Source organism: Virgibacillus sp. 6R (genome assembly GCF_001895305.1).
GTDB lineage: Bacteria > Bacillota > Bacilli > Bacillales > Amphibacillaceae > Virgibacillus > Virgibacillus pantothenticus.
The window spans coordinates 2,522,955-2,548,807 of the sequence record NZ_CP017762.1 but is presented as its reverse complement, the minus strand read 5'-3'; the positions used below and the strand labels follow the sequence as shown (position 1 = coordinate 2,548,807).

The window sequence follows — 25,853 nt, the reverse complement described above, 5'->3', positions numbered from 1 at the left end:
ACACATATCAAACTCTGCATAGCTGCTTTTGTAACGATAGAAAACAGATAAAACTCGTATTTTACCATTGTTTCCCAACAATCATGAAATATACTTGGTGAATTCATCAATTATTCCCTTGACATAAAAAGCGCCATGTTAGCATTTTCCTATCTTACCATAAGACTTCCTCTCGGTCAAACTTTTACTGCTTGAAAAAGATAATACCCTTTTCGCTTAGCTACGGTATGAACTTGTTGAAATATTTCTTCTAACTTTTTCTTTGCTGAAGGGGCTCCTTGTTTTTTTTGGATCACCACCCATAATGCTCCGCCATGTTCTATTACCCGCTCTGCTTGTATAAACATTTCATGCACAACCTGCTTACCAGCACGTATAGGCGGATTCGTAACAACCGCAGCAAATGTCCGATTTTTAACAGCTGACAACTTATCACTCGGTATGCAAGTAATGTTTTCTACCGCGTTTTGCGCTGCATTTCGTTTTGCTAATTCAACCGCACGTTCATTAATATCGATCATAAAAATATGGCGTTCCTTATAGCGATCAGCTATTGTAATCCCAATTGGACCATAACCGCAACCAAGATCTAAAATATCACCTGCTACGTCTGGAGCTGTAAATTGTTCGATTAGAAAGCGGCTACCAAAATCCACTTCGTTTTTCGAGAAGACACCTATATCGCTCGTAAATGTAAATTTCTTACCGTTCGCGTTATATTGCCATGTTTTTGGTGAACTTATTGTTTGGGGTTTTTGTGAAAAGTAATGCTCACTCATTCCGGCACCTACTTTAATCGTATTGAAGGTTTTTATCAACCACTGCATAAATCCAACTTCAGTAAGTTGATAAAGCGAGACTTCAATCAGTAGAGAGATCTTTACATCCCGCTGATTGACAGCACCGCAAGGGTAAGACCTAAAGGCCTTTGAACGGAATCGACATTTGCCATGCAGTTGGAACCTATCCTTTTCCTCCTAGTTTTCACTTCAAAGATGAAAGAGTCAATCTAACTACTAGTTACATAAAGAATAACGATTCCGCACATTCCGACTGAGGTATATAGAAAGCTCGCCGCAATCAATACGACGAGCTCTTTTATTGACAAAAATTACTTAACTTCTACAGATGCTCCTGCTTCTTCTAACTTACCTTTAACTTCTTCAGCGTCTTCTTTTGACACGCCTTCTTTAACTGCTTTTGGTGCATTATCAACTAATTCTTTTGCGTCTTTAAGTCCAAGACCAGTAATTTCACGTACAGCTTTAACAACTTTAATTTTTGAAGCTCCTGCTTCTGTAAGCACTACATCAAATTCAGTTTTTTCTTCTGCTGCTTCACCGCCGCCAGCAGCACCAGCTACTGCTACAGGAGCTGCAGCTGTTACTCCAAATTCTTCTTCAATTGCTTTTACTAAATCATTTAGTTCTAATACAGACATTTCTTTAACTGCTTCAATGATTTGTTCTTTCGTCATGATTCATTTCCTCCTAAATAAATGTTTTTTTATACCGTTAAACGCAAATTATGCGCCTTGTTCTTCTTTTTGTTCAGCCACTGCCTTGGTTGCATAAGCAAGGTTGCGAATTGGTGCTTGAAGTACACTAAGAAGCATAGAGACCATACCTTCGTAGCTCGGAAGATCAGCAAGCTCTTGTACTTGTTCAAGTGTAGCAACACTACCTTGAATAACACCGCCTTTGATTTCAAGCGCTTCATTCTCTTTAGCAAATTTTTTAATAATGCGCGCAGGAGCTACAGCATCATCTTTACTAAAGGCAATTGCAGATGGCCCAACTAAAATGTCGTTAAGCTCATTCAATTCAGCTGCTTCTACTGCACGACGAGTCATCGTATTTTTGTAAACTTTGAACTCAATTCCTTCTTCGCGCAATTGTTTTCGCAATTCTGTTACTGCAGCAACATCCAAACCACGATAGTCAACAACAACAACAGTTTCACTAGAAACAAACTTGTCTTTAATTTCTTCTACTAGCTGTTTCTTTTGCTCAATAATACTAGACATTCTTCCACCTCCTAGAAAATACAAGATTATACCGTATCTAATGGGAACACAAGTGTAAATAAAAAGCTCTCACGCAGACATGAGAGCTTACCAATTCATTGGAAAAACATAAATATCCAATTTATCTATAAACACCTCGGCAGGATGATTAAGCGGATATTTGCCCCTGCTGTCTACGGTACATCATATTCTTTTATTCACAGACTAAAGTATAGCGAAACACAATGATAAAGTCAACACTTTTTCATTATCATACGATGCTAGAAACATCTACACGGATCCCTGGACCCATTGTAGAAGATACAGAAGCATTTTTCATGTAAGTTCCTTTCGCCGCTTGAGGCTTCGCTTTTACAAGTGTTTCCGTAATGGCGACGAAGTTTTCGATTAATTTTTCATTATCAAATGAAACTTTACCAATCGGCACATGAATGTTGGATGATTTATCAACACGATATTCCACTTTACCAGCTTTAACATCCTGGATAGCTTTTTCCACATCAAATGTTACCGTTCCGGTCTTCGGATTCGGCATTAGACCTTTTGGCCCTAATACTCTTCCTAATTTACCAACTTCAGCCATCATGTCTGGAGTTGCTACGACAACATCAAAATCAAACCAACCTTGATTGATTTTATTGATATAATCTGCGTCTCCTACATAGTCAGCACCAGCAGCTTCTGCCTCTTTTGCTTTTTCACCTTTAGCGAATACAAGCACGCGCTGTGTTTTCCCTGTTCCATTCGGTAAAACCATCGCTCCGCGAATTTGCTGGTCTGCTTTCTTAGGGTCAACGCCTAAGCGAAAAGCAGCTTCAACTGTTTCGTCGAAATTAGCTTTAGCAGCTTCTTTTACAAGTGCAATTGCTTCTGACACTTCATACGCTTTCGTACGATCAACAAGCTTCAATGCTTCTTGATGCTTTTTTCCTTTTTTAGCCATTTAATTTCCTCCTCAAATGTGGTTATAACGGTATTACCTCCCACTTATAAAAGCGCGCAAGCTTTTATAAAGGCAAAGCTAATGATTAACCAGTCGGCTAACTCATCATCTTCACGAAAAAGGTTGCGAAGGGAATCCAACCGCAACCTATACCGTACTAGTAAAACTTCAAAAAATTAAAAAACCAATAATTCACAACAAACAACACTAAAAGGCAAGCACGAATTAGTCTTCGATGTTAATACCCATGCTGCGTGCAGTTCCTTCAACCATGCGCATCGCTGCTTCTACATCAGCAGCATTTAAGTCAGGCATTTTTGTTTCTGCGATCTCTTTTACTTTATCGCGTTTGATTGTTGCTACTTTATTACGATTCGGTTCACCTGAAGCAGTTTCAATGCCAGCTGCTTTTTTAAGTAATACAGCTGCAGGTGGAGTTTTTGTAATAAATGTAAATGAACGGTCCTCAAACACTGTTATCTCAACAGGAATAATCATACCCGCTTGATCTTGCGTACGTGCATTAAATTCTTTACAAAAACCCATGATATTAACACCCGCTTGACCAAGTGCTGGTCCTACTGGTGGTGCTGGGTTTGCTTTTCCAGCCGGGATTTGTAATTTTACAAGTTTAATCACTTTTTTAGCCACGAGACACACCTCCTTAAAGTCCGTGATGTGGTAATAGGGGCTCTTGTTTTTCCCCTCCCACTCCTATTGCTCTAACCTATTGGATAGATACAAGAATAACAAAAGAATTTTAGCATGAATAGCAGAAAAATGCAAGAAAATATACAAATTCTCTAATCTAGCTTTTCTATTTGGGAGAAATCCAACTCGACAGGTGTTTCTCTGCCGAACATATTCACATGGACTTTTACCTTTTGTTTATCTACGTCTATATTTTCAACGGTACCAGTGAAATCTGTAAACGGACCGTCCGTTACCCGGACATTTTCCTTGATTTCAAAATTAAATTGTACAGGCGTTTCCGCAACTCCCATACGTTTCAGTACACTTTCTACTTCTTCTGGCAACAATGGCGTTGGCTTGGTCCCACCACCACTTGATCCTATAAATCCCGTTACACCTGGAGTATTACGAACAACGTACCACGAATCGTCTGTCATAATCATTTCTGTTAATACATAGCCAGGGAAAAACTTCTTCTTAGTTACCTTTTTCTTACCATTTTTTATTTCTGTTTCCTCATCTTCAGGAACAATTACTCGAAAAATCTTATCTTCCATCCCCATAGATTCTACACGCTTTTCCAAGTTCGTTTTCACTTTATTTTCATACCCAGAATACGTATGTACGACATACCAATTTTTTTCCATGATTTTGGACAACGCTTTTGTCCTTCCCTCCCTTTTCGTACCATTATATTTTATAGAGGCGGCACCAAAGATTTGGTAATCACGACAACGAATTATCTCCAACTGCCATACTAATCGCCTAATTTCTATGTCCTACCTGACCCTCTTTAGTATACGCACGATCATTCATAAGCTTAAACTAGAGTTATTTTCATTACTCGCACTGAATTTAAAACTTCCAGATGGTTATAGAACGTTAACTGCAAGCTACAATCTGTTTCCAACCTAAAAAACCCGATTGATACCGGGTTTCCACATAAGTTCTCATCTATATTCTTTATCATTATAGCATAATATCCAGACAAATATTCAATCTTTCGTGAAATTAAAGTAAGTTTAGGATTTGCGTAATTCCGAGATCAATTAAAAAGAAGAATAAAGCTATAAAAGCTACCGTTGCAATAACAGTAATTGTATAACTCGTTAGCTCTTTCCTGTTTGGCCAGCTAACTTTCTTCATTTCCCTTGAAACGTTTTTAAAGAAACGAAACATGCTTGTACCCCCTACAGCTGAAAATAACGACTTCATTTATACAAATAATAAATGCAATTATATCTTTTCACTACACTGCAAAAGGGGTTTATTTGGTTTCCTTATGCAATGTATGTTTACCACAAAATTTACAATACTTATTTACTTCAAGCCGTACAGGTTGTGTGGATACATTTTTGTTCGTTGTATAATTTCTGCTAGCACAAACTGCACATGCTAAAGTGATTTTCTTATTCATCCTCTCACCTCAAGCAGGAGAGTTTCTATTCCTTTATTAACTCTAGCACGGTTGCAAAAATGTGTCAATCATTCCTATGGCGCAATTTCCGTCTCCTCAATCAGTTGTTCGAGTTTCCGCTTCACTCGTTGCAATGCATTATCAATGGATTTAACATGACGCTCTAACGCTACAGAAATTTCTTGATAGGTTCGCCCGTCTAAATATAGCTGAAGAACCTTCTTTTCTAACCCGCTCAACAATTCAGATAATTTCATTTCCATATCGCCATATTTTTCCTGATTTACTAAAAGTTCCTGTGGGTCAATAGCTTTTGACCCAGCAATTACATCTAGTAACGTTCGGTCTGTTTCCTCATCATAGATAGGCTTGTCCAAAGACACATACGAATTCAGCGGAATATGCTTTTGTCTCGTTGCAGTCTTGATCGCAGTGATTATTTGTCTCGTTACACAAAGCTCTGCAAAAGCTTTGAACGAGGAGAGCTTGTCTCCATCATAATCGCGAATAGCCTTATATAAACCTATCATTCCCTCTTGGACAATGTCCTCCTTATCCGCACCAATTAAAAAATATGTGCGTGCTTTAGCACGTACAAAATTCCGATACTTGTGTATCAAATAATCTAAGGCGTGGCTATTCCCCCGATGAATAAGTTGCACAATTTTTTCATCATCCAACTTACTTAAGCGTTGTTCGCTCATCTCTATTTGGTTGACATTCACCAAGATGACCCCCCGACTACACCGCAATCCATTTAAAACTAATTATACAGGAAGCGCTTTAAAATCGTCAACATCGGAGATAGAGGCATTTCAACCAAGTAGAGCTCTACATTTGCCCTCTTCTCCATTTTTCAAATGTTTCCAACGTTTTCTTATCCAATGTGATTTTTGTATTTGCTTGTTTCTTATAATGTTTCTCAATCGTTTTTTCTATGTCCTGTTGCATATTGTTTGTTTCTATCCACAGCTCTCGCGCTGATTTCCTTAATGCACCACTCCCAAAAATTGTTCGCTGCTCAGCGAAATCCGATGTTGCTACATACACTTGGGTGCGAATATCTTTTACTTCCTTCACTAATTTTTCAATACATTCATCTGCGGTTTCTTTTTCTTTTGTATAGATTACTTCAACATTAAAAGCGGTTGTTTTGGTCGCTACCCCATGTACATAATAAGCATCAAATACAACGATAACGCGATGACCAGAATAAGCCTGATACTCTGCCATCCATTCAATAAGCCGATCTCGGGCTTGTCCAATATCCTTTTCCTTTAACCTTTGAAGGTCCTCCCACGCCCCTATGATATTATACCCATCCACTATGACGACAATCATCGCTTACTCACCAAAAGGGTTCCTTTTGCGATAAACCTCGTATAATAGTAGACTGCATGCAACCGAAGCGTTCAGAGAAGATAGCTTTCCTTTCATCGGCAGGCTTACCGTCCAATCACATTTTTTCTTTACTAAATGACTGATCCCTTTTCCTTCATTTCCAATGACGATAGCAAGCGGCAACGTACCTTCTAGCTGTCGATAATCCTCTGTTGCATTTGCTTCTGTTCCTACTACCCAAACTTGGCGTTTTTTTAATTCATCTATGGTGTTAGCTATATTCGTTACGCGAACAACTGGAACATGCTCTATCGCTCCAGCAGCTGTTTTGGCTACGGTAGCTGTTAATCCTACCGAGCGACGCTTCGGAATAATCACACCATGTGCCCCGACAGCATCTGCCGTTCGTAAGATAGACCCTAAATTATGTGGGTCTTCCAATTCATCTAGGATAAGAAAAAAAGCAGCTTCATTTTGTTCTTCAGCTCGCTGAAATAGGTCATCTAGTGTTGCATATTCATAAGAAGCAACATAAGCAACCACCCCTTGATGATTCCCCCCTTTAGATAACTGATCGATTTTATGCTTGGGAACTTTTTGAACAATGGTTCCTGCTGATTTTCCTAATTGAAAAAACTTTGCTTGCACCGAGGGATTTAGTTGTTCTGATACAAGCACTTTATTAATGGATCTTCCAGATCTTATCGCTTCGATAACCGGATTTTTACCCATGATTAGTTCCTGTTCCATGCTCTGTTCCCCTCCTTTCTGTTAACTGAATCGCCTCTTGGATAAGCTGTTCAAGCCGCTGTATATGGTTTGCTAAATAAAGATAACCAATTAATGCTTCGAATGCTGTACTATAGCGGTACGTTTGTACACGAATATTTTTAGGAGTAGAACCGGACTTTGCATTCCGCCCTCTAGCGACAACCCGTTCTTCCTCTTGTGTTAGTTTGTCCGTTTCTAACCAGTGTAGTACCACAGTTGCTTGCGCTTTTCCTGACACATATTGAATGGCTTTTTGATGTAATTGCTGCGGCTTTACTTGGCCTTGATGTAGGAGATGCTCTCTTACATATAATTCATAAACAGCATCTCCCATATAAGCAAGGGCAAGACTTTTCATTTGTTTCACATCTACATCCATGCTTACCCTCTTTTCCATCTTACTCCTTGTGGTGTATCCTCTAAAATGATATTTTTCGCCTTTAGCATATCTCTAATTTCATCTGCACGAGTAAAATCACGATTTTTCCGAGCGCTATTTCGTTCTTCGATTAATTGCTCAATTTCTGTATCCAGTAACTCCTGCTCCATTTTCAATTCAATACCAAGAACCTTCAGGAATGTGTAAATTACTTGTTGAAACTCTTCTATAACATAACTGCATGTTTGCTTATATTGGAGGTATACATTAGCCTCTTTAGCCACTTCAAACAAAACAGAAATTGCATTTGCTGTGTGAAAGTCATCATCCATTTCCGCTTCAAATTGCTTTTTCCACTGTGCAATCTTTTCCAACCATTCTTCTTTATGATCTACAAGATCCAGACTGGAGCCTTTACGGTGTTCTAAATTTAAATAGGCTGTTTTAATCCGCTCTAAACCATTTTCTGCGCTTAGTAGTAGATCCTCTGAAAAATTAATTGGATGACGATAGTGGACACTTAGCATAAAGAAACGAATGACTTGCGGATCGTACTGCTGAATTAAATCTCGAGCCAATAAATAGTTTCCTAGCGACTTCGACATTTTTTCATTATTAATATTGATATAGCCATTATGCATCCAATAATTCGCAAAGGTTTTCCCTGTTAGTGCTTCTGATTGCGCAATCTCGTTTTCATGATGCGGAAAAGCTAGGTCTTGGCCTCCTGCATGAATATCAATGGTATCTCCAAGGTATTTTTTCACCATCGCCGAGCACTCAATATGCCAGCCTGGGCGTCCTTTTCCCCAAGGTGAATTCCAAGCAATTTCTCCGTCTTTCGCTTGCTTCCAAAGAGCAAAATCAAGTGGATCCGTTTTTTTCTCACCAACTTGAATCCGTGCACCAGCCCTTAATTCATCAACAGATTGATGAGATAGCTTTCCGTACCCACTAAATTTTCGAGGTTTAAAATAAACATCGCCGTCCGCTTCGTAGGCAACCCCTTTTTCAACAAGCGCCTCAATAAAAGCAATAATATCATCCATTGTTTCCGTTACTCGTGGGTTATGTGTTGCCTCTTTGACCCCCAATGCCCCAACATCTTCTAAATAAGCAGAAATAAATCGGTCTGCTAACTCCGGTACTTCTTTGCCAAGCTCGTTAGCAGTACGGATCAGCTTATCATCCACATCTGTAAAATTCAGGACATAATCTACTTCAAACCCTTTGTATTCCAAATATCGTCTAACTGTATCGAATACAATCGCTGGTCTGGCATTACCAATATGAATATAGTTATATACCGTCGGACCACAAACATACATGCTTACTTTATTCGGTTGTATAGGTGTAAATATTTCTTTTTTACGAGTTAAGGTATTATATATTTTAATGGACATCGTGTTTTTCTCCTTCTTTTAATTTTGCTATTTCTGCCTTTAATTCATCAATTTCCCGTTGTAAATGTTCGCAACGGTTAGCGACTGGATCTGGTAACTGATGATGATTCAAATCCTTGGTTACCTTTTCACCACGATGTTTAACCACTTTTCCAGGTATACCTACTACTGTAGCATGGTCTGGAACATCCTTTAGCACAACAGAACCTCCACCCACTTTCGCACTTTCACCAATCGTTATCGAGCCAAGCACTTTGGCACCTGTTGCAATAAGCACATTATCCTTGATCGTTGGGTGCCGTTTGCCTTTTTCTTTTCCAGTACCGCCTAATGTGACCCCTTGAAAGATGGTTACATTATCGCCAATTTCACATGTTTCTCCAATGACAACTCCCATGCCATGGTCAATAAATAACCGCCTGCCGATGATTGCTCCTGGATGGATTTCAATTCCTGTTAAAAAGCGATTCAACTGTGATATGACACGGGCAATAAAGAACATTCGTCGCTTATAAAATGCATGAGCAATTCGATGCCACCAGACAGCGTGAAGACCTGAATATGTTAAGAAAACTTCAAAATAAGAACGAGCTGCTGGATCTTGTTCAAACACCACATCCATATCTTCCTTCATTCGTTTCCAAATGCTCATCATTTAACCTCCCTATTATTGTAAAAAATTATCAAGTGCATCTTCAATCAGTAGGGGTTTTCTTTTTATACCTTTTGATTGTTAGTAAGACTAGGTTGTGACCTAAGGTCTCCGAGAACGAATCAGGCATTTAGTTGCTGTTATCTCCCACTTAGACTGTTCCGTACACACTTCTTCAACCTTTGAATTGAGATCCTTATAGCACAATATATGCGGGAGAAATGAAGGATATCGTTGTTCTAATATCAACCCTTTACTAGTGACTAGTTAAATCATGCAAACACATTTACTAGCCTAGATTTACTTCTTATGAAATGAAAATAAGCGTCTCTGGGTAATTTCATACTCAGAGACGCTTACGTGCGCGGTTCCACTCTGTTTGAAGGATAATAATCGTCCTCCCAACTCAAACTTATAACGGTAAGCGCCGCCGTTATGTACTAACATTCCATAACGGACTCTCGAGGAGCACTTCAAAAGCAATACTAAAAACCACTTTCAGCCAGGGTGATTCTCTCTGTGTTAGCGAATTGCTTCCTACTTTCCCTCGTCATCGTTCCTTATTTGTTGTGTAGTAATACTATATTACATTTTTCATAAGTTGTGAATCATTACGCTTCAAGCTTTTTTAAAACCGTATCTAAATGGTTAATCACGGTTTCTTTCCCGAGCAGTTCAATAGCCATTGGCAATTCTGGTCCATGTGTCTGTCCTGTTGTTGCCACGCGGATTGGCATAAATAGCTTTTTGCCTCGGTGACCGGTTTCCTTTTGGGTCGCTTTAATTTGTGCTTTAATAGAAGCAGCTGTAAAATCATCCAAATGAATTAACTTGTCTGTGAAAACTTGCAACACCTCTGGAACTTGCTCGCCTTCAAGTACTTCCCAAGCAGCATCATCAAAAGTAAGCTCTTTGGAGAAAAACATTTCCGTTAATTCTACGATTTCTGCACCGTAACGCAATTGCTCTTTGTATAAAGCAATTATCTTCTCCGCCCATTCTCTTGTAGCTTTATCCATATCTTTTGACAATTTGTCTGCTTTTACTAAATGTGGCATCGCCAAGTCAATCACTTCTGATAAATCGGCTGCTTTGATATATGCATTGTTCATCCACTTCAATTTATGACGATCAAATATTGCCGCAGAAGTAGATAAACGTTCTGGATCGAATATATCAATTAATGTTTGTTTATCAAAGATTTCCTCTTCGCCAACTGGTGACCAACCTAACAAGGCAATAAAATTAAACAAAGCCTCGGGCAAATAGCCTAAATCATGATATTGTTCAATAAATTGAATGATATGCTGATCACGCTTGCTCAATTTTTTCCGCTCTTCATTAAGGATAAGCGTCATATGCCCAAATTTCGGCGGCTCCCAACCGAATGCTTCATAGATCATCATTTGCTTTGGGGTATTGGATATATGCTCCTCACCACGTAAAACATGCGTAATTTCCATTAAATGATCATCGACTGCTACTGCAAAGTTATACGTCGGAATACCATTTTTCTTCACGATAACCCAATCACCAAAATCACTAGATTCAAAAGTAATATCGCCTCTTACGATATCATTAAATGTATACGTTTTATTTTCCGGAACCCGCATGCGAATGCTCGGCAAACGACCTTCTTTTTCAAAAGCAGCGATTTGTTCCGCGGTTAAATCACGATGAGCACCGGAGTACTTCGGAACCTGACCATTAGCTCGTTGCTGTTCTCTTTCTGCCTCAAGCTCTTCTTCCGTCATATAGCATTTATAAGCCAAGCCTCTTTCTAACAGCTCCTCCACATATTTTTGATATACATCGAGACGCTCCATTTGTCGGTACGGTCCGTAGCTTCCACCTACATCTGCTCCCTCATCCCATTCAACACCTAACCATTTTAAAAATTTCAGCTGGCTTTCTTCTCCGCCTGCTACATTTCGCTTATCATCTGTGTCTTCAATACGAATGACCATTTTTCCGTTAAAATGTTTCGCATATAAATAATTAAATAATGCTGTGCGTGCGTTTCCGATATGCAAATGACCTGTTGGACTTGGTGCATAACGTACACGAACCTGATTTGTCATGGTTCTTCCCCTTTCTATAATCAAACAATTAAAATGAAATCAGAAACCTTCTTATGCCTCAAGATAGTTAGCGAGTCACGGCAGCATGGCACTGCGCTATAAACGTCTCTTGAACAATTTTTAAAGCTTCTTATACGGTGTGTATGTATGATGGTTTCCCATCCACCCCGTGTATGCTATTTTCCCTTAAGGAAGACAAAAAGTATAAAGTGAACCCTCAATCAACAGGGGCCTTTTATCCCTACTGAGTTAGCACTGCAAGGGAATGATCTAAAGGTCTCTGAAACAAAGGCGCAAGCGCCCGTTTAGCAACGTAGCGAATGGAACGAATCAACTAAAGATAAAGGAATCATGCCACTAAAAACAGGGGTATGCCGACGCCTGAGCGGCACGGCAAGCCCGGTTTTAGTCGGCCTTCCTCTTTGCCGCGAACCGATGAGGCCTTATCGTAGGGCGCATTTCTAAAGTCGCATCGTTGCTGGGCTCATGCGCCGGACGTGGCTATTCGGTTCGTTACCCCAAGCACCTCATTTTATACTTTTGTATGAAAAAAACGCTATTTTACCATTATATAAGTTATTTATTTTAGGTAGTATTTCAATAATCTAAACATTATATAGCAAAATTTTTCATCATAGATGGTGGCTCGCGCTCTTGGCGAGCCATGGTGGTTTCTTATCTTCAAAAAAATCGAATATTCGCCTCATAGCTACTTGAGAGATATAAAATGATTTCAATATTAATTATACTTTGGTTAACCGTATAACAAAAGTGATAACAACCACTGTTATCACTTTTGCCTATCCTTTATAAGTTATACCCTTTTTATAGCGCTTTTTCAAGTAATTTTGGTTTCGCAAAAATCATTCTACCAGCTGACGTTTGCAACACACTTGTAATTAGCACTTCAATAGTTTTGCCAATATAGTTTCTTCCTTCTTCAACAACAATCATCGTTCCATCATCAAGGTAAGCGATCCCTTGATTATGCTCTTTCCCATCTTTAATCACATGTACCGTCAATTCTTCACCAGGTAATACGACTGGCTTCACAGCATTAGCCAAATCATTAATATTTAAAACTGGAACACTTTGCAAATCACATACTTTATTTAAGTTAAAATCGTTAGTTACAACAATACCATTAATCACTTTTGCCAACTTGATTAATTTGCTGTCCACCTCATGGATTTCTTCAAAATCACCTTCATAGATTTCAACTTTTACAGGTAGATCTTTTTGGATCCGATTTAAAACGTCTAAACCTCTACGACCTCGATTTCGTTTTAATACGTCCGAAGAATCAGCAATATGCTGTAACTCACCAAGAACAAATTGCGGAATGACTATTGTTCCTTCAAGGAAATTCGTCTGACAAATATCAGCGATCCGACCATCTATAATAACGCTTGTATCCAATATTTTTGCTTTTGGATGTATAGGAGAATTACTCGTATCACCTTCAGACACTTTCCGCTTCTCTTTTTCCTTTCGATTAATATTAAATAAATTGACAATCTCTTCACGCCGGCGAAACCCGACTTGAAATCCTAGATAGCCTAATAAAACCGTTACAAACAATGGAAGAGTTTGTGAAACTAATTTAATATTAATATCTCCTATAGGTATGGTAACTAGAAATGCAATAAACAAACCGGCCATGAGACCTAACGTTCCTGAAAACAAATCACCTGCAGGCAGGCGAATAAGTGCTTCCTCTACCCATTTTAAAAACCCTACAATATAATCGACAAGCCAATATGATATGAGAAAGAAAATAATAGCACCGACTATCATTCCCACATACGGAGAAAATATCCAGTTAGAATCAGCAATATTTAATAGTGCTAAAAAAACAGGAACATAAAGATAGCCGATCGTTCCTCCTAAGATAAGAAAAAACAAATGAACAATCTTTTTCATCAGCAATGCCACCTCCTAACTTATATTATTGCCTAAGATGAAAAAAAATAATCCTTGAAAAATAATAAAAAGAAATAATTTCCATATAACAATTTGCATTGCGAATTTCGATGGAAGAAAAAGCTTAAAACCTTATTTATAATAACTAATCGTTATAACCTGTACAAGATCCATACATAAAACGAAAAGTCATTCAGTAAGGCTTTTCCTTAACACCTAACAAGTTCTAAAAACAAGACTTTATATCTGGAAGTCTTGAAAAATAGCAATATATTCCTTGCTAACTTTATTACTCCTTATATATACATAAATCTGCTTATTGTTCTTGTAGTATTGGTGTTTGTTGGATAAAAGCAGTGAACAAAAAAGGATACTTTTTCCGGACATTTAAATAAAACATATTAATTCATATGATTTTATAAATCATAATAAAAACAAAACTTATCTACTTACCCCGATTTGTAACGCTTCCTGTACGGAACTCACACCAATAATTTCAATGTTATTTGGAGCTGTCCATCCACCTAAATTATTTTTAGGACAAATTACTCGTTTAAATCCTAGCTTTGCAGCCTCTTGAACGCGCTGTTCAATTCGAGAAACACGCCTTATTTCACCAGTCAAACCGACTTCCCCAATAAAAATATCTTCCGGTTTTGTAGGTTGGTCACGGAAGCTTGAAGCGATACTAACAGCAATCGCTAAGTCAATGGCAGGTTCATCTAGCTTAACTCCGCCAGCCACTTTTATATATGCATCCTGATTTTGTAGCATTAACCCGACCCGCTTTTCCAACACGGCCATTAGAAGCGGAACGCGATTCTGATCTACTCCCGTCGCCATTCTACGCGGATTCCCGAATGCAGTAGGGGAAATTAATGCTTGTATCTCAACCAGTACTGGTCTTGTGCCTTCCATGGAAGCTACAACAGTAGACCCGGAGGCCCCTTGTGAGCGCTCTTCCAAAAATATTTCAGAAGGATTTAAAACCTCGCGCAACCCTTCCTCTTTCATTTCAAAAATACCCATTTCGTTCGTACTGCCAAATCGATTCTTCACGCCCCGTAATATTCGGTACGTATGATGACGTTCCCCTTCAAAATAAAGTACAGCATCAACCATATGCTCCAAAAGTCTTGGTCCTGCAATTGAACCCTCTTTCGTCACATGTCCCACTATAAATATCGGTATACCGTTTGTTTTTGCTAGTTTCATCAATTCGGAGGTACATTCTCTTACTTGGGAAACACTTCCCGGAGCACTTGTGATTTCTTCACGATAGATGGTTTGAATCGAATCAATAACGACAAAGGATGGCTTTATTGTTTCAATTTGATTTGCTATATCCAATAAATTCGTTTCAGCTAATACATATAATGAATCGGAGGTAACACCTAAGCGATCAGCCCGCAGCTTCGTTTGTCTCGTTGATTCTTCTCCAGAAATATATAGTACGGATAAGCTTTTATCTGCCAATTGTGATGATATTTGCAATAATAAAGTAGATTTACCAATTCCGGGATCTCCACCGATTAACACAAGGGATCCTGGTACAATACCGCCACCAAGCACACGATTAAACTCTTTCATACTTGTTGTTATCCTCGGTTCTTGCTGTGATTTAATTGCGGTTATTTTTTCAGGCTTTCCAACTGATCTATTCCCAGTATGAAAAGCTTGTTTTTGTCTGCCACCAGTGACTTCTATTTCTTCTACAAATGTATTCCAATTATTGCAACCGGGACATTTCCCGAGCCATTTTGCTGCTTCATAGCCACATTCCTGACAAACAAATTTCGTTTTTCGTTTTGCCAACTTACCACTACCCCTTCACTTATCTATTATATACGATTTTAACAACCAAAAAGTTACAGGTTCCTATCATTTTGTCTACATATTTCCATAGTCCTGCCACAAATCCAACATCTACTGTGTTTAATACCATGTGTAATTCATTTCAGTTCAATCTGTTTATATATATATAAATATCTCTTTTTACCCTTATTTTTATTAGTTTAACATATTTTAGTGATAAAAAAATGGTCCGCATCATCTATTATTTTGTAAATAGAACAGGTCGATCTACCTAATTCATAACCAATCTTAATGCTTCATTATTAAAAATTTTGCTAGCGTAAAGCCACTCCTACAGGCATTCGCGGGTTAGCTTAAACAGCGCGAATTTTAAAATTCCACATATAGAGAAAGTTTGCTGTCACTTTTGCAGTTGAGCTGAAGAGTTGCTACTCTGAAAACTACTATCACCTTATGCGTATATCCAATTAAAAAAACTCCTTCCGTGAACCTATTGTTCCCACGGAAGGATCGTTTTTTATGAAAGGTCTGTTCACATTTTCCTTCGATGAAGAGATTACGGAAGAATAATAAATTCCCCTTTATTGTTTAAACCGATTTTGACTCGTTGTCCTTTTTCAATCGTTCCTTTTAGTAATTCCTCGGACAATAAATCCTCTATATTCTTTTGAATGGAGCGGCGAAGCGGTCTTGCTCCATATTCCGGATCAAACCCTTCGTTGGCAATTTTTTCTAATGCTTTGTCCGTAAGTGAGAAGTCAATATCCTGATCCTTTAAGCGCTTCTGTAGCTGCTGGATCATTAATGTGACGATATGCTTCATATGCTTTTTCTCCAGGGAATGGAAGACGATTGTTTCATCAATCCGATTTAAAAATTCTGGTCGAAACGCTTTTTTCAACTCTTCGGTAACTTTTGATTTCATATTTTTATAATCTTGGCCTTCCTCACCTAAATTAAAGCCTACATACTTATTTCGTTTTAATTCGCTAGCACCGACGTTCGATGTCATAATCAATACCGTATTACGAAAATCAACCACACGTCCTTTTGAATCTGTTAAACGTCCATCCTCAAGGACTTGCAATAAGATGTTAAATACCTCTGGGTGTGCCTTTTCTACTTCATCTAATAGCACAACAGAATATGGTTTTCTACGTACTTTCTCCGTTAATTGACCACCTTCTTCATACCCTACATAACCAGGAGGTGATCCGACTAGACGAGAAGTAGCATGCTTTTCCATATACTCCGACATATCAATTCGAATCATAGCATCCTCATCAGCAAACATCGCTTCAGCTAAAGCACGAGCTAATTCTGTTTTCCCAACTCCTGTTGGACCTAGGAAAATAAAGGAACCAATTGGACGTTTTGGATCCTTCAAACCTGCTCGCGCTCTGCGAATTGCTTTTGAAACAGCATTTACAGCTTCTTCTTGCCCAATCACACGATTATGAAGTATCTCTTCCATGTTGAGCAGGCGATCACTCTCGTCCTTTGTTAATTTCGACACAGGCACTCCTGTCCAGATAGATACGACACTTGCTATATCTTCAACAGTAACTTCTGTATCTGTTTGTCCTTGCTTTTCTTTCCACTTCTTCTTTGTCTCAGCGACCTCTTCACGTAGCCTTTGCTCTGAATCGCGAAGCGAAGCAGCTTTTTCAAATTCCTGACTCTGTACGGCAGCATCCTTTTCTTTTCGGACTTCTTCTAGCTTCTGTTCAAGCTCCTTCAAGTTTGGCGGAACTGTATAGGATTTTAAACGAACTTTAGATCCCGCTTCATCGATTAAGTCGATTGCCTTATCCGGCAAAAATCTGTCGGTAATATAACGGTCAGATAAATTAGTAGCTGCTTCGATCGCCTCATCCGTAATCGTGACCCGGTGATGTGCTTCGTAGCGATCACGCAACCCTTTCAAAATTTGAATCGTTTCTTCCAACGTTGGTTCATCCACTTGAATAGGTTGGAATCTGCGCTCAAGGGCGGCGTCTTTTTCTATATATTTGCGATATTCATCTAACGTCGTTGCACCAATACATTGCAATTCCCCACGAGCAAGCGAAGGCTTTAAAATATTGGAAGCATCAATAGCACCTTCAGCACCGCCTGCACCAATTAATGTATGCAATTCATCAATAAACAAGATAATATTTCCGGCTTGGCGAATTTCCTCCATTACCTTTTTCAGCCGATCTTCAAATTCTCCGCGATATTTTGTACCGGCAACAACCGTTCCCATATCAAGAGTCATGACTCGCTTATCTCGTAATGTTTCCGGTACTTCGTTTTGAATAATCTGCTGAGCAAGACCTTCAGCGACAGCGGTTTTCCCTACCCCTGGCTCTCCGATTAATACCGGGTTGTTCTTCGTACGACGGCTTAAAACTTGAATGACACGTTCAATTTCCTTACTTCGTCCAATTACCGGGTCAATATTTCCTTCCTTTGCGCTCACAGTCAAATCACGTGCCAGCGAATCAAGTGTCGGTGTATTAGCACTGGATTGTTGCCCACGTCCTTGGCGATTTGCCTGTGATTCGTTACTTCCTAGTAGCTGTAAAACCTGCTGCCTAGCTTTATTCAAACTAACACCTAAGTTATTTAAAACCCTGGCAGCAACACCTTCTCCTTCGCGGATAAGCCCGAGTAAAATATGCTCTGTCCCTACATAAGAATGTCCCAGCTTACGTGCTTCATCTTGACAAAGTTCCACCACTTTTTTAGCACGCGGTGTATAGTGGATTGTTTGCATTGGCTGCTTTCCAACGCCAATCAGCTTTTCCACTTCTTCTTGAATTTTGGAAATTTCTAGCCCAAGTGATTGTAATGCTTTTGCAGCAATGCCTTCTCCTTCGCGGACAAGCCCTAACAAAATATGTTCTGTTCCAATATTATTATGCCCCAATCGCACAGCTTCTTCTTGGGAAAGCGCGAGCACTTTTTGCGCCCTTTCAGTAAAACGTCCAGACATCATATATTAGTATCCTCCTATCTATTGCTCTAATTGCAACCGTTGGCGAATAAGAGAAGCTCGCAATTGGTCGCGTTCGCTTGCAGCTAATGTTTTTTTAGCATAATGCTGTAAAAATCCTGGTTGTGTTAAGATCATTAATTCATTTAGAATATTTCGTGAAACATTTTTTAATAGTCCCAAGTCAATTCCTAACCGTACATTCGATAAACATGTTGCAGCCTCTTTAGATTCAATAATTCGCGCATACGCCAAAACGCCGTAGGAGCGGTAAATGCGATCTTCCAACTTATCTCCAGACTGCTTTATTAATTGCTGACGAGCGTATCGTTCCTGTTCAATTAATTGTTTTACGACACTTTGTAAATCGGCCACAATATCTTGTTCGGATTTTCCAAGGGTAATTTGATTCGAAATTTGAAAAATATTTCCTTGAGCTTCACTACCTTCACCATAAATGCCACGTACAACTAACCCTAACTGGTTAATAGCCGGAATCATTCGGTTGATTTGCTTCGTTAGAACTAATGCTGGAAGGTGCATCATAACAGAAGCTCGCATCCCAGTTCCTACATTAGTCGGGCAGCTAGTCAAGTAACCTCTTGTTTCATCGAAAGCATAGTTTATTTTCTCCTCCAGCCAATCATCAAATTCAAATGCTTGCTGCAAAGCTTCTGACAATTGAAAACCAGGTAAATAAAGTTGCAATCGGATATGGTCTTCTTCATTTATCATGAGAGATACTTGCTCATTTTCTGAAATAAGCACAGCTGCAGCCTCTGAATGCTTTGCTAATAAAGGACTAATCAAATGTTTTTCTACCAACACACGCCGCTCTATGGCAGACAAATCTCGAATGGACACAAATGCTAAATCTTTATACGAACCAAAATCCTGCCCTTCATATTTCTCTTTAAAGAAACTGCGTATTTCCTCCAATTCCTTTGGATCAGCAGCTATTGGATATGGCACATTAGCAAAGTTGCGCGCAAGGCGAATTCGGCTACTTAATACGATGTCACTATCCGGTCCGTCCTTTCGCATCCAAGGACTAATCGCTTCGTTCATAAACTGCTGCAATGTCATGATTGATCACCTGCCTCTGAATGATCGTCATCCTGATTCAAAGCTCTTATTTGATCCCTTACTTTAGCTGCTTCTTCAAATTCTTCATTTTCAATTAACTTTTTCAAATGCAGCTTTAAATCCTCCAATTGTTTTTTCTTATGCAAATCTCCACCTTGGCGTTTCGGTATTTTCCCATTATGCTTTATATTACCAGCATGCACTCTGCGGAATATGGGGTCTAAGCGTTCATTAAAAGTTTCATAACAAACAGCACAGCCAAATTTTCCTATTTGCTTAAATTGGGAAAAAGTCATTTCACATTTTGGGCATTGTAAATCCTTTGATTGCTGGTAGTTTTCAGCATGTGTACTGGTTAAACCAGAGGTGTCAAAATTAAATAACCCGGAAAGTAAATGATGCAGCGAATAACCGTCTTCTGGATAGGTCATATACCCTTTTTCCTTTGCACAGACATTGCAAACATGAACCTCCATTTTTTGTCCTTGAATAATCTGTGTGAAATGAAGCGTCGCAGGACGTTTATGACATTCTTGACATTGCATGTTCACACTCCTCCCTATTTATTTAAATACTTGAGTGTTGTAAGCATGGACGTTAATACACGTGCACGAATTTCATCTCGTAATGGTAACTGAAATGGCAACGTCGTTCTTTCTATTGCACTTAACATAATTTTTGCCTCTCGTTCAGTGACCAATTCTTCCTCAAGCAATCTTTCCAATATACCGACCGCTTTTTGTTGTGATACGGATGGATTAATCATTTCAATAATTTCATCAATCAGCTTTGACTCATCCTGGTGGATGACTCGCATAATCCGGATATAACCTCCACCACCACGCTTACTCTCGACAATATAACCCTTTTCCACGGTAAATCGAGTATTAATTACATAGTTAATTTGTGAGGGGACACATTGAAATTGGTCAGCTATCTCACTTCGTTTAATTTCAATCACATTTTTACCTTTTGCCTGAAGAATTTGCTTTAAATAATTTTCAATTACATCTGATATATTACTCATATGCCCACCCCCTTTTATATAGAAACAAACTTTTGACTTTGACTATCTTTGACTATACTTTTATTATACGGGAAATTACAGAAGATGCAAATACAAGATCTATGTTTATTGTAGACAAAAATAACTATTAAAAAACACAAAAAGAGAATGGTTTAAAAACAAATAGCATATTCAGCAATAATAGCAAGCAAATCAATTTTATTTAAGCAGCTCACTTGCTACAGAATTTTAAAGCTTATTCTAAGAACAAAGGCGCAAGCTCCCGTTTAACAACGTAGCGAATGCAACGAATCAACTAAAGATAAAGGAATCATGCCACTAAAACAGGGGTATGCCGACGTCTGGGCGGCAAGCCCGTTTTTAGTCGGCCTTCCTCTTTGCCACGAACCGATGATGACTTATTGTAGGGCGCATTTCTAAAGACGCATAGTTGCTGGGCTCATGCGCAGGACGTGACTAGTCGGTTATTTCATTATCCATAAGCTCCTAATTTTATAGGTTCCTATATAATGAAAAAAATGGGTTTCCACTATCATTGGAATTCCCATCTAATCTGAACGTATTTAAAAAGCAATGTAACCCAATTCTAAAATAATTTTGAGACTTGACTATGTTGATGTTTCGTGCTTACGTTAATTCGGTTACACTTCTAACATGATTTATTTGCGAAATTTCAGCAAACAAGGCGATTCGATCTAAATCTGTATTTCTTTCAATAACTATATAGATGTTTCGATGGTTATTTTCTGATTTGGAAATTTCTACTTTCTTGATCGCCATATGATATTTGTCAAACACAGCAACTACTTCATGTACAGGTAAGTCTGGTACTGTGACAATTTGAATAACATGTGATGATTTTCCACGTCTGAATAGACGTTCAAAGTTATTAAGAAAAATAAGACTAAGTAATATAATTGCCGTTGTTAATACTGCTGCTGCATACATTCCTGCACCTACAACTAATCCTAGCCCCGCAACTGTCCATATAGAAGCTGCTGTTGTCAATCCTCTAATCGTACCACCATAAACAATTATTGTACCAGCACCTAAAAATCCTATACCACTGATCACATAAGATGGTATTCTTGCAGGATCAAAGCGAATGTTATCATACTCTTCTAAAAAAAATTCAAATCCAAATAAAGAAAGCAACATCATTAAACAAGAGCCTACTCCAACTAAAATATGGGTCCGAAAGCCGGCTGAATGATTTTTTAACTCTCTTTCAAATCCAATTAATCCAGAGAGGAATAATGCAACAAGCACTCGTATTAATATAATATAAAAATGGTCGCCTAAAAGTTCATTAAATAATTCCTTCAATGCAAACTCCCCCTATTGTTAAAGATTTTAACATATAAATGCAGTGTACGTACTTGAATGTATATGTGAAAAGGATCTTGTTTATTTCTTTATAGCAGGAAAGGAATTCTAGCGATGATATAAGAAAGGGTCCTCTCCTAAAGATCCTACTTAATTTGTCATACCTCTACATATTTATTTTTAATCTCTAGTATATCAACTATTTAAGGTGTCCTTCTTAAATTGGGTAGCGGCAGGTGAGCTAGGCTTAAGTTTAAGAAGGGTTTTACAATGTTAATGGTATTTACTCTTGTCTGTTTTACTTTAACTTTACTTGGGAATATAAGATGCTATATTTAACTGTCAGATTTCATTATATTTTTCATTAATTTCTCGCTATTAACATCTTTTTCACTTACCCATAAATCTAAGTAGAGGACAGTTAATTGTTTCTCAACAACCAATAGACCAGATAGAGTGAGAATGTATTTTTTATCTTAACTCTAATATAGGGGTATCAATACATTTAGTATAGAGCCTGAATTGTATAATGTCCTAGGCACACAAAAAAACTGACCATCTTATTTGATGTGTCAGTTTTCACCTTATTGCCTGGCGGCGTCCTACTCTTGCAGGGGCAAAGCCCCAACTACCATCGGCGCTGGAGAGCTTAACTTCTGTGTTCGGCATGGGAACAGGTGTGACCTCTCCGCCATTACTACCAGGCAAAGTTGCTATTTGTTATGTTGTGCTAAAAAATAGGCACAAATCTTATTATAAGCGTTTTTGAGAAAAAATCAAGATTTTTGTTGAAAAAAATCGATTCCTGATTTATACCTCGAAAACTAAATAAGAGATCATCCAACGATTCATCTTCCAAAATGGTTAGTTAAGTCCTCGATCGATTAGTATCCGTCAGCTACACGTGTCACCACGCTTCCACCTCGGACCTATCAACCTCATCATCTCTGAGGGATCTTACTCACTTTTAGTGATGGGAAGTCTCATCTTGAGGGGGGCTTCATGCTTAGATGCTTTCAGCACTTATCCCTGCCACACGTAGCTACCCAGCTATGCTCCTGGCGGAACAACTGGTACACCAGCGGTGTGTCCATCCCGGTCCTCTCGTACTAAGGACAGCTCCTCTCAAACCTCCTGCGCCCACGACGGATAGGGACCGAACTGTCTCACGACGTTCTGAACCCAGCTCGCGTACCGCTTTAATGGGCGAACAGCCCAACCCTTGGGACCGACTACAGCCCCAGGATGCGATGAGCCGACATCGAGGTGCCAAACCTCCCCGTCGATGTGAACTCTTGGGGGAGATAAGCCTGTTATCCCCGGGGTAGCTTTTATCCGTTGAGCGATGGCCCTTCCATGCGGAACCACCGGATCACTAAGCCCGACTTTCGTCCCTGCTCGACTTGTAGGTCTCGCAGTCAAGCTCCCTTCTGCCTTTACACTCTGCGAATGATTTCCAACCATTCTGAGGGAACCTTTGGGCGCCTCCGTTACCTTTTGGGAGGCGACCGCCCCAGTCAAACTGCCCGCCTGACACTGTCTCCGGACCGGATCACGGCCCTGGGTTAGAAGGTTCGTACAGCCAGGGTGGTATCCCACGGTTGCCTCCACGTAAGCTAGCGCTCACGCTTCGATGGCTCCCACCTATCCTGTACAAGCTGTACCAACATTCAATATCAGGCTACAGTAAAGCTCCACGGGGTCTTTCCGTCCTGTCGCGGGTAATGCGCATCTTCACGCATAGTATAATTTCACCGGGTCTCTCGTTGAGACAGTGCCCAAGTCGTTGCACCTTTCGTGCGGGTCGGAACTTACCCGACAAGGAATTTCGCTACCTTAGGACCGTTATAGTTACGGCCGCCGTTTACTGGGGCTTCGGTTCTACGCTTCGTGCCGAAGCACTAACGTTTCCCCTTAACCTTCCAGCACCGGGCAGGTGTCAGCCCCTATACTTCGCCTTTCGGCTTCGCAGAGACCTGTGTTTTTGCTAAACAGTCGCTTGGGCCTATTCACTGCGGCTCCTCCTTAAAGGAGCACCCCTTCTCCCGAAGTTACGGGGTCATTTTGCCGAGTTCCTTAACGAGAGTTCTCCCGCTCACCTTAGGATTCTCTCCTCGCCTACCTGTGTCGGTTTGCGGTACGGGCACCTATGAACTTACTAGAGGCTTTTCTTGGCAGTGTGAAATCCGGAACTTCGGTACTCTATTTCCCTCCCCGTCACAGCTTGAAATTATCGGACGGATTTGCCTATCCGACTTTCTCACTGCTTGGGCGCACACATCCATCCGTGCGCATTCCTTATCCTACTGCGTCCCCCCATCGTTCAAACGTTCATGAGGTGGTACAGGAATATCTACCTGTTGTCCATCGCCTACGCCTTTCGGCCTCGGCTTAGGTCCCGACTAACCCTGAGAGGACGAGCCTTCCTCAGGAAACCTTAGGCATTCGGTGAAAGAGATTCTCACTCTTTTTTCGCTACTCATACCGGCATTCTCACTTCAAAGCGCTCCACCAGTCCTCACGATCTGACTTCACTGCACTTTGAACGCTCTCCTACCATTGTTCGTAGAACAATCCGCAGCTTCGGTGATACGTTTAGCCCCGGTACATTTTCGGCGCAGAGTCACTCGACCAGTGAGCTATTACGCACTCTTTAAATGGTGGCTGCTTCTAAGCCAACATCCTGGTTGTCTGGGCAACTCCACATCCTTTTCCACTTAACGTATACTTTGGGACCTTAGCTGGCGGTCTGGGCTGTTTCCCTTTCGACTATGAACCTTATCACCCATAGTCTGACTCCCAAGGATAAGTAGCTGGCATTCGGAGTTTGACTGAATTCGGTAACCCGATGAGGGCCCCTAGTTCAATCAGTGCTCTACCTCCAGTACTCTTTCCTTGAGGCTAGCCCTAAAGCTATTTCGGAGAGAACCAGCTATCTCCGTGTTCGATTGGCATTTCACCCCTACCCACACCTCATCCCCGCATTTTTCAACATACGTGGGTTCGGGCCTCCAGTCAGTGTTACCTGACCTTCACCCTGGACATGGGTAGATCACACGGTTTCGGGTCTACGACCGCATACTATATCGCCCTATTCAGACTCGCTTTCGCTGCGGCTCCGTGTCTTCCACTTAACCTTGCATACGATCGTAACTCGCCGGTCCATTCTACAAAAGGTACGCCGTCACCCATTAACGGGCTTCGACTACTTGTAGGCACACGGTTTCAGGTTCTCTTTCACTCCCCTCCCGGGGTGCTTTTCACCTTTCCCTCACGGTACTGGTTCACTATCGGTCACTAGGGAGTATTTAGCCTTGGGAGATGGTCCTCCCGGATTCCGACGGAATTCCTCGTGTTCCGCCGTACTCAGGATACACTCCGGAGGAGATTCCTTTTCGATTACAGGGCTGTTACCTTCTTTGGCGGATCTTTCCAGATCGCTTCATCTAAAGAATCTCTTGATAACTCCTATGGAGTGTCCTACAACCCCAGAAGGCAAGCCTTCTGGTTTGGGCTGTTTCCGTTTCGCTCGCCGCTACTTGGGAAATCGCATTTGCTTTCTCTTCCTCCGGGTACTGAGATGTTTCAGTTCCCCGGGTATGCCTCTTCTATCCTATGAATTCAGATAAAAGTACTACTCCATTACGAGCAGTGGGTTCCCCCATTCGGAAATTCCCGGATCGACGTCTACTTACGACTCCCCGGGACATATCGGTGTTAGTCCCGTCCTTCTTCGGCTCCTAGTGCCAAGGCATCCACCGTGCGCCCTTATTCACTTAACTAACTTTCTATTTATGAATAAGCATATTACTTTTCAGCTTTTGGTTTTCTAGCTTCAGCTCATAGCAATAGCATGACTTCCTTCCTCTCCATACGATAAGTCAACATCGATTCACTTGCGTTCACCGTGTTTCCTTTATCTCCTTCGAGTCAGTCCAGTCTGTACATCGCTACACATTCGCTTCCGCTTTTAGTTTGATGTCGTTGTTA

General features: G+C 40.1%; 22 protein-coding genes, 2 rRNA genes and 2 other annotated features. All 24 genes read right to left on the bottom strand.

The genetic code is table 11. The features are described from left to right. Positions 1 to 176: 176 nt before the first annotated feature. On the bottom strand, positions 177 to 779 hold the full coding sequence (locus BKP57_RS11505) for a class I SAM-dependent methyltransferase (protein WP_050349647.1): 603 nt from the start codon (positions 777 to 779) through the stop codon (positions 177 to 179). A gap of 332 nt (positions 780 to 1,111) precedes the next feature. After that, positions 1,112 to 1,477 (bottom strand): 50S ribosomal protein L7/L12, encoded by a 366-nt coding sequence (gene rplL / locus BKP57_RS11500; RefSeq protein ID WP_050349648.1) that lies wholly within the window; start codon positions 1,475 to 1,477, stop codon positions 1,112 to 1,114. 48 nt (positions 1,478 to 1,525) lie between these two features. Then, positions 1,526 to 2,026, bottom strand: coding sequence for a 50S ribosomal protein L10 (gene rplJ, locus BKP57_RS11495; protein ID WP_050349649.1), 501 nt, complete (start codon positions 2,024 to 2,026; stop codon positions 1,526 to 1,528). A 50-nt stretch (positions 2,027 to 2,076) separates the two neighbouring features. Next, positions 2,077 to 2,223 (bottom strand) — a sequence feature (ribosomal protein L10 leader region). Between the two features lie 53 nt (positions 2,224 to 2,276). Then, a complete protein-coding gene (rplA, locus tag BKP57_RS11490) occupies positions 2,277 to 2,969 on the bottom strand; it encodes a 50S ribosomal protein L1 (protein WP_050349650.1) in 693 nt (230 codons plus the stop codon). Between the two features lie 225 nt (positions 2,970 to 3,194). After that, the gene (gene rplK, locus BKP57_RS11485; RefSeq protein WP_021292725.1) at positions 3,195 to 3,620 is read right to left on the bottom strand and encodes a 50S ribosomal protein L11; all 426 of its coding nucleotides are present in this window, start codon (positions 3,618 to 3,620) and stop codon (positions 3,195 to 3,197) included. Between the two features lie 152 nt (positions 3,621 to 3,772). Next, positions 3,773 to 4,309 carry a transcription termination/antitermination protein NusG gene (gene nusG, locus BKP57_RS11480; RefSeq protein WP_050349674.1) on the bottom strand — a complete coding sequence of 179 codons (537 nt, stop codon included), beginning with the start codon at positions 4,307 to 4,309 and terminating at the stop codon, positions 3,773 to 3,775. Between the two features lie 364 nt (positions 4,310 to 4,673). After that, positions 4,674 to 4,841: a preprotein translocase subunit SecE gene (secE, locus tag BKP57_RS11475; RefSeq protein ID WP_050349651.1), complete on the bottom strand. Its 168-nt coding sequence runs from the start codon at positions 4,839 to 4,841 to the stop codon at positions 4,674 to 4,676. Positions 4,842 to 4,929: 88 nt separating this feature from the next. Next, positions 4,930 to 5,079, bottom strand: coding sequence for a 50S ribosomal protein L33 (gene rpmG, locus BKP57_RS11470; protein ID WP_072741557.1), 150 nt, complete (start codon positions 5,077 to 5,079; stop codon positions 4,930 to 4,932). A gap of 74 nt (positions 5,080 to 5,153) precedes the next feature. Next, the gene (gene sigH, locus BKP57_RS11465; RefSeq protein ID WP_175609444.1) at positions 5,154 to 5,783 is read right to left on the bottom strand and encodes an RNA polymerase sporulation sigma factor SigH; all 630 of its coding nucleotides are present in this window, start codon (positions 5,781 to 5,783) and stop codon (positions 5,154 to 5,156) included. 127 nt (positions 5,784 to 5,910) lie between these two features. After that, the gene (locus BKP57_RS11460; RefSeq protein ID WP_050349653.1) at positions 5,911 to 6,420 is read right to left on the bottom strand and encodes an NYN domain-containing protein; all 510 of its coding nucleotides are present in this window, start codon (positions 6,418 to 6,420) and stop codon (positions 5,911 to 5,913) included. Between the two features lie 3 nt (positions 6,421 to 6,423). Then, the gene (rlmB, locus tag BKP57_RS11455) at positions 6,424 to 7,170 is read right to left on the bottom strand and encodes a 23S rRNA (guanosine(2251)-2'-O)-methyltransferase RlmB (RefSeq protein WP_072741556.1); all 747 of its coding nucleotides are present in this window, start codon (positions 7,168 to 7,170) and stop codon (positions 6,424 to 6,426) included. Then, positions 7,145 to 7,570: a Mini-ribonuclease 3 gene (locus tag BKP57_RS11450; protein ID WP_050349655.1), complete on the bottom strand. Its 426-nt coding sequence runs from the start codon at positions 7,568 to 7,570 to the stop codon at positions 7,145 to 7,147. The genes rlmB and BKP57_RS11450 overlap by 26 nt, the downstream gene beginning before the upstream one ends. Positions 7,571 to 7,572: 2 nt before the next feature. After that, the gene (cysS, locus tag BKP57_RS11445) at positions 7,573 to 8,973 is read right to left on the bottom strand and encodes a cysteine--tRNA ligase (RefSeq protein WP_050349656.1); all 1,401 of its coding nucleotides are present in this window, start codon (positions 8,971 to 8,973) and stop codon (positions 7,573 to 7,575) included. Beyond that, positions 8,963 to 9,625, bottom strand: a complete 663-nt coding sequence (gene cysE / locus BKP57_RS11440) for a serine O-acetyltransferase (protein ID WP_072741555.1) — start codon at positions 9,623 to 9,625, stop codon at positions 8,963 to 8,965. The genes cysS and cysE overlap by 11 nt, the downstream gene beginning before the upstream one ends. A 345-nt stretch (positions 9,626 to 9,970) precedes the next feature. Continuing rightward, positions 9,971 to 10,188: a binding site (T-box leader), on the bottom strand. 48 nt (positions 10,189 to 10,236) lie between these two features. Beyond that, a complete protein-coding gene (gene gltX, locus BKP57_RS11435; RefSeq protein ID WP_050349657.1) occupies positions 10,237 to 11,706 on the bottom strand; it encodes a glutamate--tRNA ligase in 1,470 nt (489 codons plus the stop codon). A gap of 825 nt (positions 11,707 to 12,531) precedes the next feature. Continuing rightward, positions 12,532 to 13,632 carry a PIN/TRAM domain-containing protein gene (locus BKP57_RS11430; RefSeq protein WP_050349676.1) on the bottom strand — a complete coding sequence of 367 codons (1,101 nt, stop codon included), beginning with the start codon at positions 13,630 to 13,632 and terminating at the stop codon, positions 12,532 to 12,534. 438 nt (positions 13,633 to 14,070) lie between these two features. Further along, positions 14,071 to 15,444 carry a DNA repair protein RadA gene (radA, locus tag BKP57_RS11425; protein ID WP_072741554.1) on the bottom strand — a complete coding sequence of 458 codons (1,374 nt, stop codon included), beginning with the start codon at positions 15,442 to 15,444 and terminating at the stop codon, positions 14,071 to 14,073. A 556-nt stretch (positions 15,445 to 16,000) separates the two neighbouring features. Continuing rightward, positions 16,001 to 18,427, bottom strand: coding sequence for an ATP-dependent protease ATP-binding subunit ClpC (gene clpC / locus BKP57_RS11420; protein ID WP_050349659.1), 2,427 nt, complete (start codon positions 18,425 to 18,427; stop codon positions 16,001 to 16,003). A gap of 18 nt (positions 18,428 to 18,445) precedes the next feature. Beyond that, on the bottom strand, positions 18,446 to 19,510 hold the full coding sequence (locus BKP57_RS11415) for a protein-arginine kinase McsB (protein ID WP_050349660.1): 1,065 nt from the start codon (positions 19,508 to 19,510) through the stop codon (positions 18,446 to 18,448). Beyond that, positions 19,507 to 20,055 (bottom strand): protein-arginine kinase activator protein McsA, encoded by a 549-nt coding sequence (locus tag BKP57_RS11410; protein ID WP_050349661.1) that lies wholly within the window; start codon positions 20,053 to 20,055, stop codon positions 19,507 to 19,509. The genes BKP57_RS11415 and BKP57_RS11410 overlap by 4 nt, the downstream gene beginning before the upstream one ends. A 14-nt stretch (positions 20,056 to 20,069) precedes the next feature. Then, positions 20,070 to 20,537 carry a CtsR family transcriptional regulator gene (locus BKP57_RS11405; RefSeq protein ID WP_050349662.1) on the bottom strand — a complete coding sequence of 156 codons (468 nt, stop codon included), beginning with the start codon at positions 20,535 to 20,537 and terminating at the stop codon, positions 20,070 to 20,072. 627 nt (positions 20,538 to 21,164) lie between these two features. Further along, positions 21,165 to 21,863, bottom strand: coding sequence for an MgtC/SapB family protein (locus BKP57_RS11400; RefSeq protein ID WP_050349663.1), 699 nt, complete (start codon positions 21,861 to 21,863; stop codon positions 21,165 to 21,167). A gap of 589 nt (positions 21,864 to 22,452) precedes the next feature. Beyond that, positions 22,453 to 22,568, bottom strand: a 5S ribosomal RNA gene (gene rrf / locus BKP57_RS11395). Between the two features lie 159 nt (positions 22,569 to 22,727). Then, positions 22,728 to 25,645 (bottom strand): 23S ribosomal RNA (locus BKP57_RS11390). Between the last annotated feature and the right edge of the window lie 208 nt (positions 25,646 to 25,853).

Excerpts from the sequence above, each read along its gene's own strand:
- gltX (WP_050349657.1), bottom strand. The coding sequence starts at position 11,706 with ATGACAAATCAGGTTCGTGTACGTTATGCACCAAGTCCAACAGGTCAT.
- rplJ (WP_050349649.1), bottom strand. The coding sequence starts at position 2,026 with ATGTCTAGTATTATTGAGCAAAAGAAACAGCTAGTAGAAGAAATTAAA.
- BKP57_RS11505 (WP_050349647.1), bottom strand. The coding sequence starts at position 779 with ATGAGTGAGCATTACTTTTCACAAAAACCCCAAACAATAAGTTCACCA.
- rpmG (WP_072741557.1), bottom strand. The coding sequence starts at position 5,079 with ATGAATAAGAAAATCACTTTAGCATGTGCAGTTTGTGCTAGCAGAAAT.
- sigH (WP_175609444.1), bottom strand. The coding sequence starts at position 5,783 with ATGAGCGAACAACGCTTAAGTAAGTTGGATGATGAAAAAATTGTGCAA.
- BKP57_RS11450 (WP_050349655.1), bottom strand. The coding sequence starts at position 7,570 with ATGGATGTAGATGTGAAACAAATGAAAAGTCTTGCCCTTGCTTATATG.
- secE (WP_050349651.1), bottom strand. The coding sequence starts at position 4,841 with ATGTTTCGTTTCTTTAAAAACGTTTCAAGGGAAATGAAGAAAGTTAGC.
- BKP57_RS11405 (WP_050349662.1), bottom strand. The coding sequence starts at position 20,537 with ATGAGTAATATATCAGATGTAATTGAAAATTATTTAAAGCAAATTCTT.
- cysS (WP_050349656.1), bottom strand. The coding sequence starts at position 8,973 with ATGTCCATTAAAATATATAATACCTTAACTCGTAAAAAAGAAATATTT.
- nusG (WP_050349674.1), bottom strand. The coding sequence starts at position 4,309 with ATGGAAAAAAATTGGTATGTCGTACATACGTATTCTGGGTATGAAAAT.
- cysE (WP_072741555.1), bottom strand. The coding sequence starts at position 9,625 with ATGAGCATTTGGAAACGAATGAAGGAAGATATGGATGTGGTGTTTGAA.
- clpC (WP_050349659.1), bottom strand. The coding sequence starts at position 18,427 with ATGATGTCTGGACGTTTTACTGAAAGGGCGCAAAAAGTGCTCGCGCTT.
- rplA (WP_050349650.1), bottom strand. The coding sequence starts at position 2,969 with ATGGCTAAAAAAGGAAAAAAGCATCAAGAAGCATTGAAGCTTGTTGAT.
- rlmB (WP_072741556.1), bottom strand. The coding sequence starts at position 7,170 with ATGGAACAGGAACTAATCATGGGTAAAAATCCGGTTATCGAAGCGATA.
- BKP57_RS11460 (WP_050349653.1), bottom strand. The coding sequence starts at position 6,420 with ATGATTGTCGTCATAGTGGATGGGTATAATATCATAGGGGCGTGGGAG.
- BKP57_RS11415 (WP_050349660.1), bottom strand. The coding sequence starts at position 19,510 with ATGACATTGCAGCAGTTTATGAACGAAGCGATTAGTCCTTGGATGCGA.
- BKP57_RS11410 (WP_050349661.1), bottom strand. The coding sequence starts at position 20,055 with ATGCAATGTCAAGAATGTCATAAACGTCCTGCGACGCTTCATTTCACA.
- rplL (WP_050349648.1), bottom strand. The coding sequence starts at position 1,477 with ATGACGAAAGAACAAATCATTGAAGCAGTTAAAGAAATGTCTGTATTA.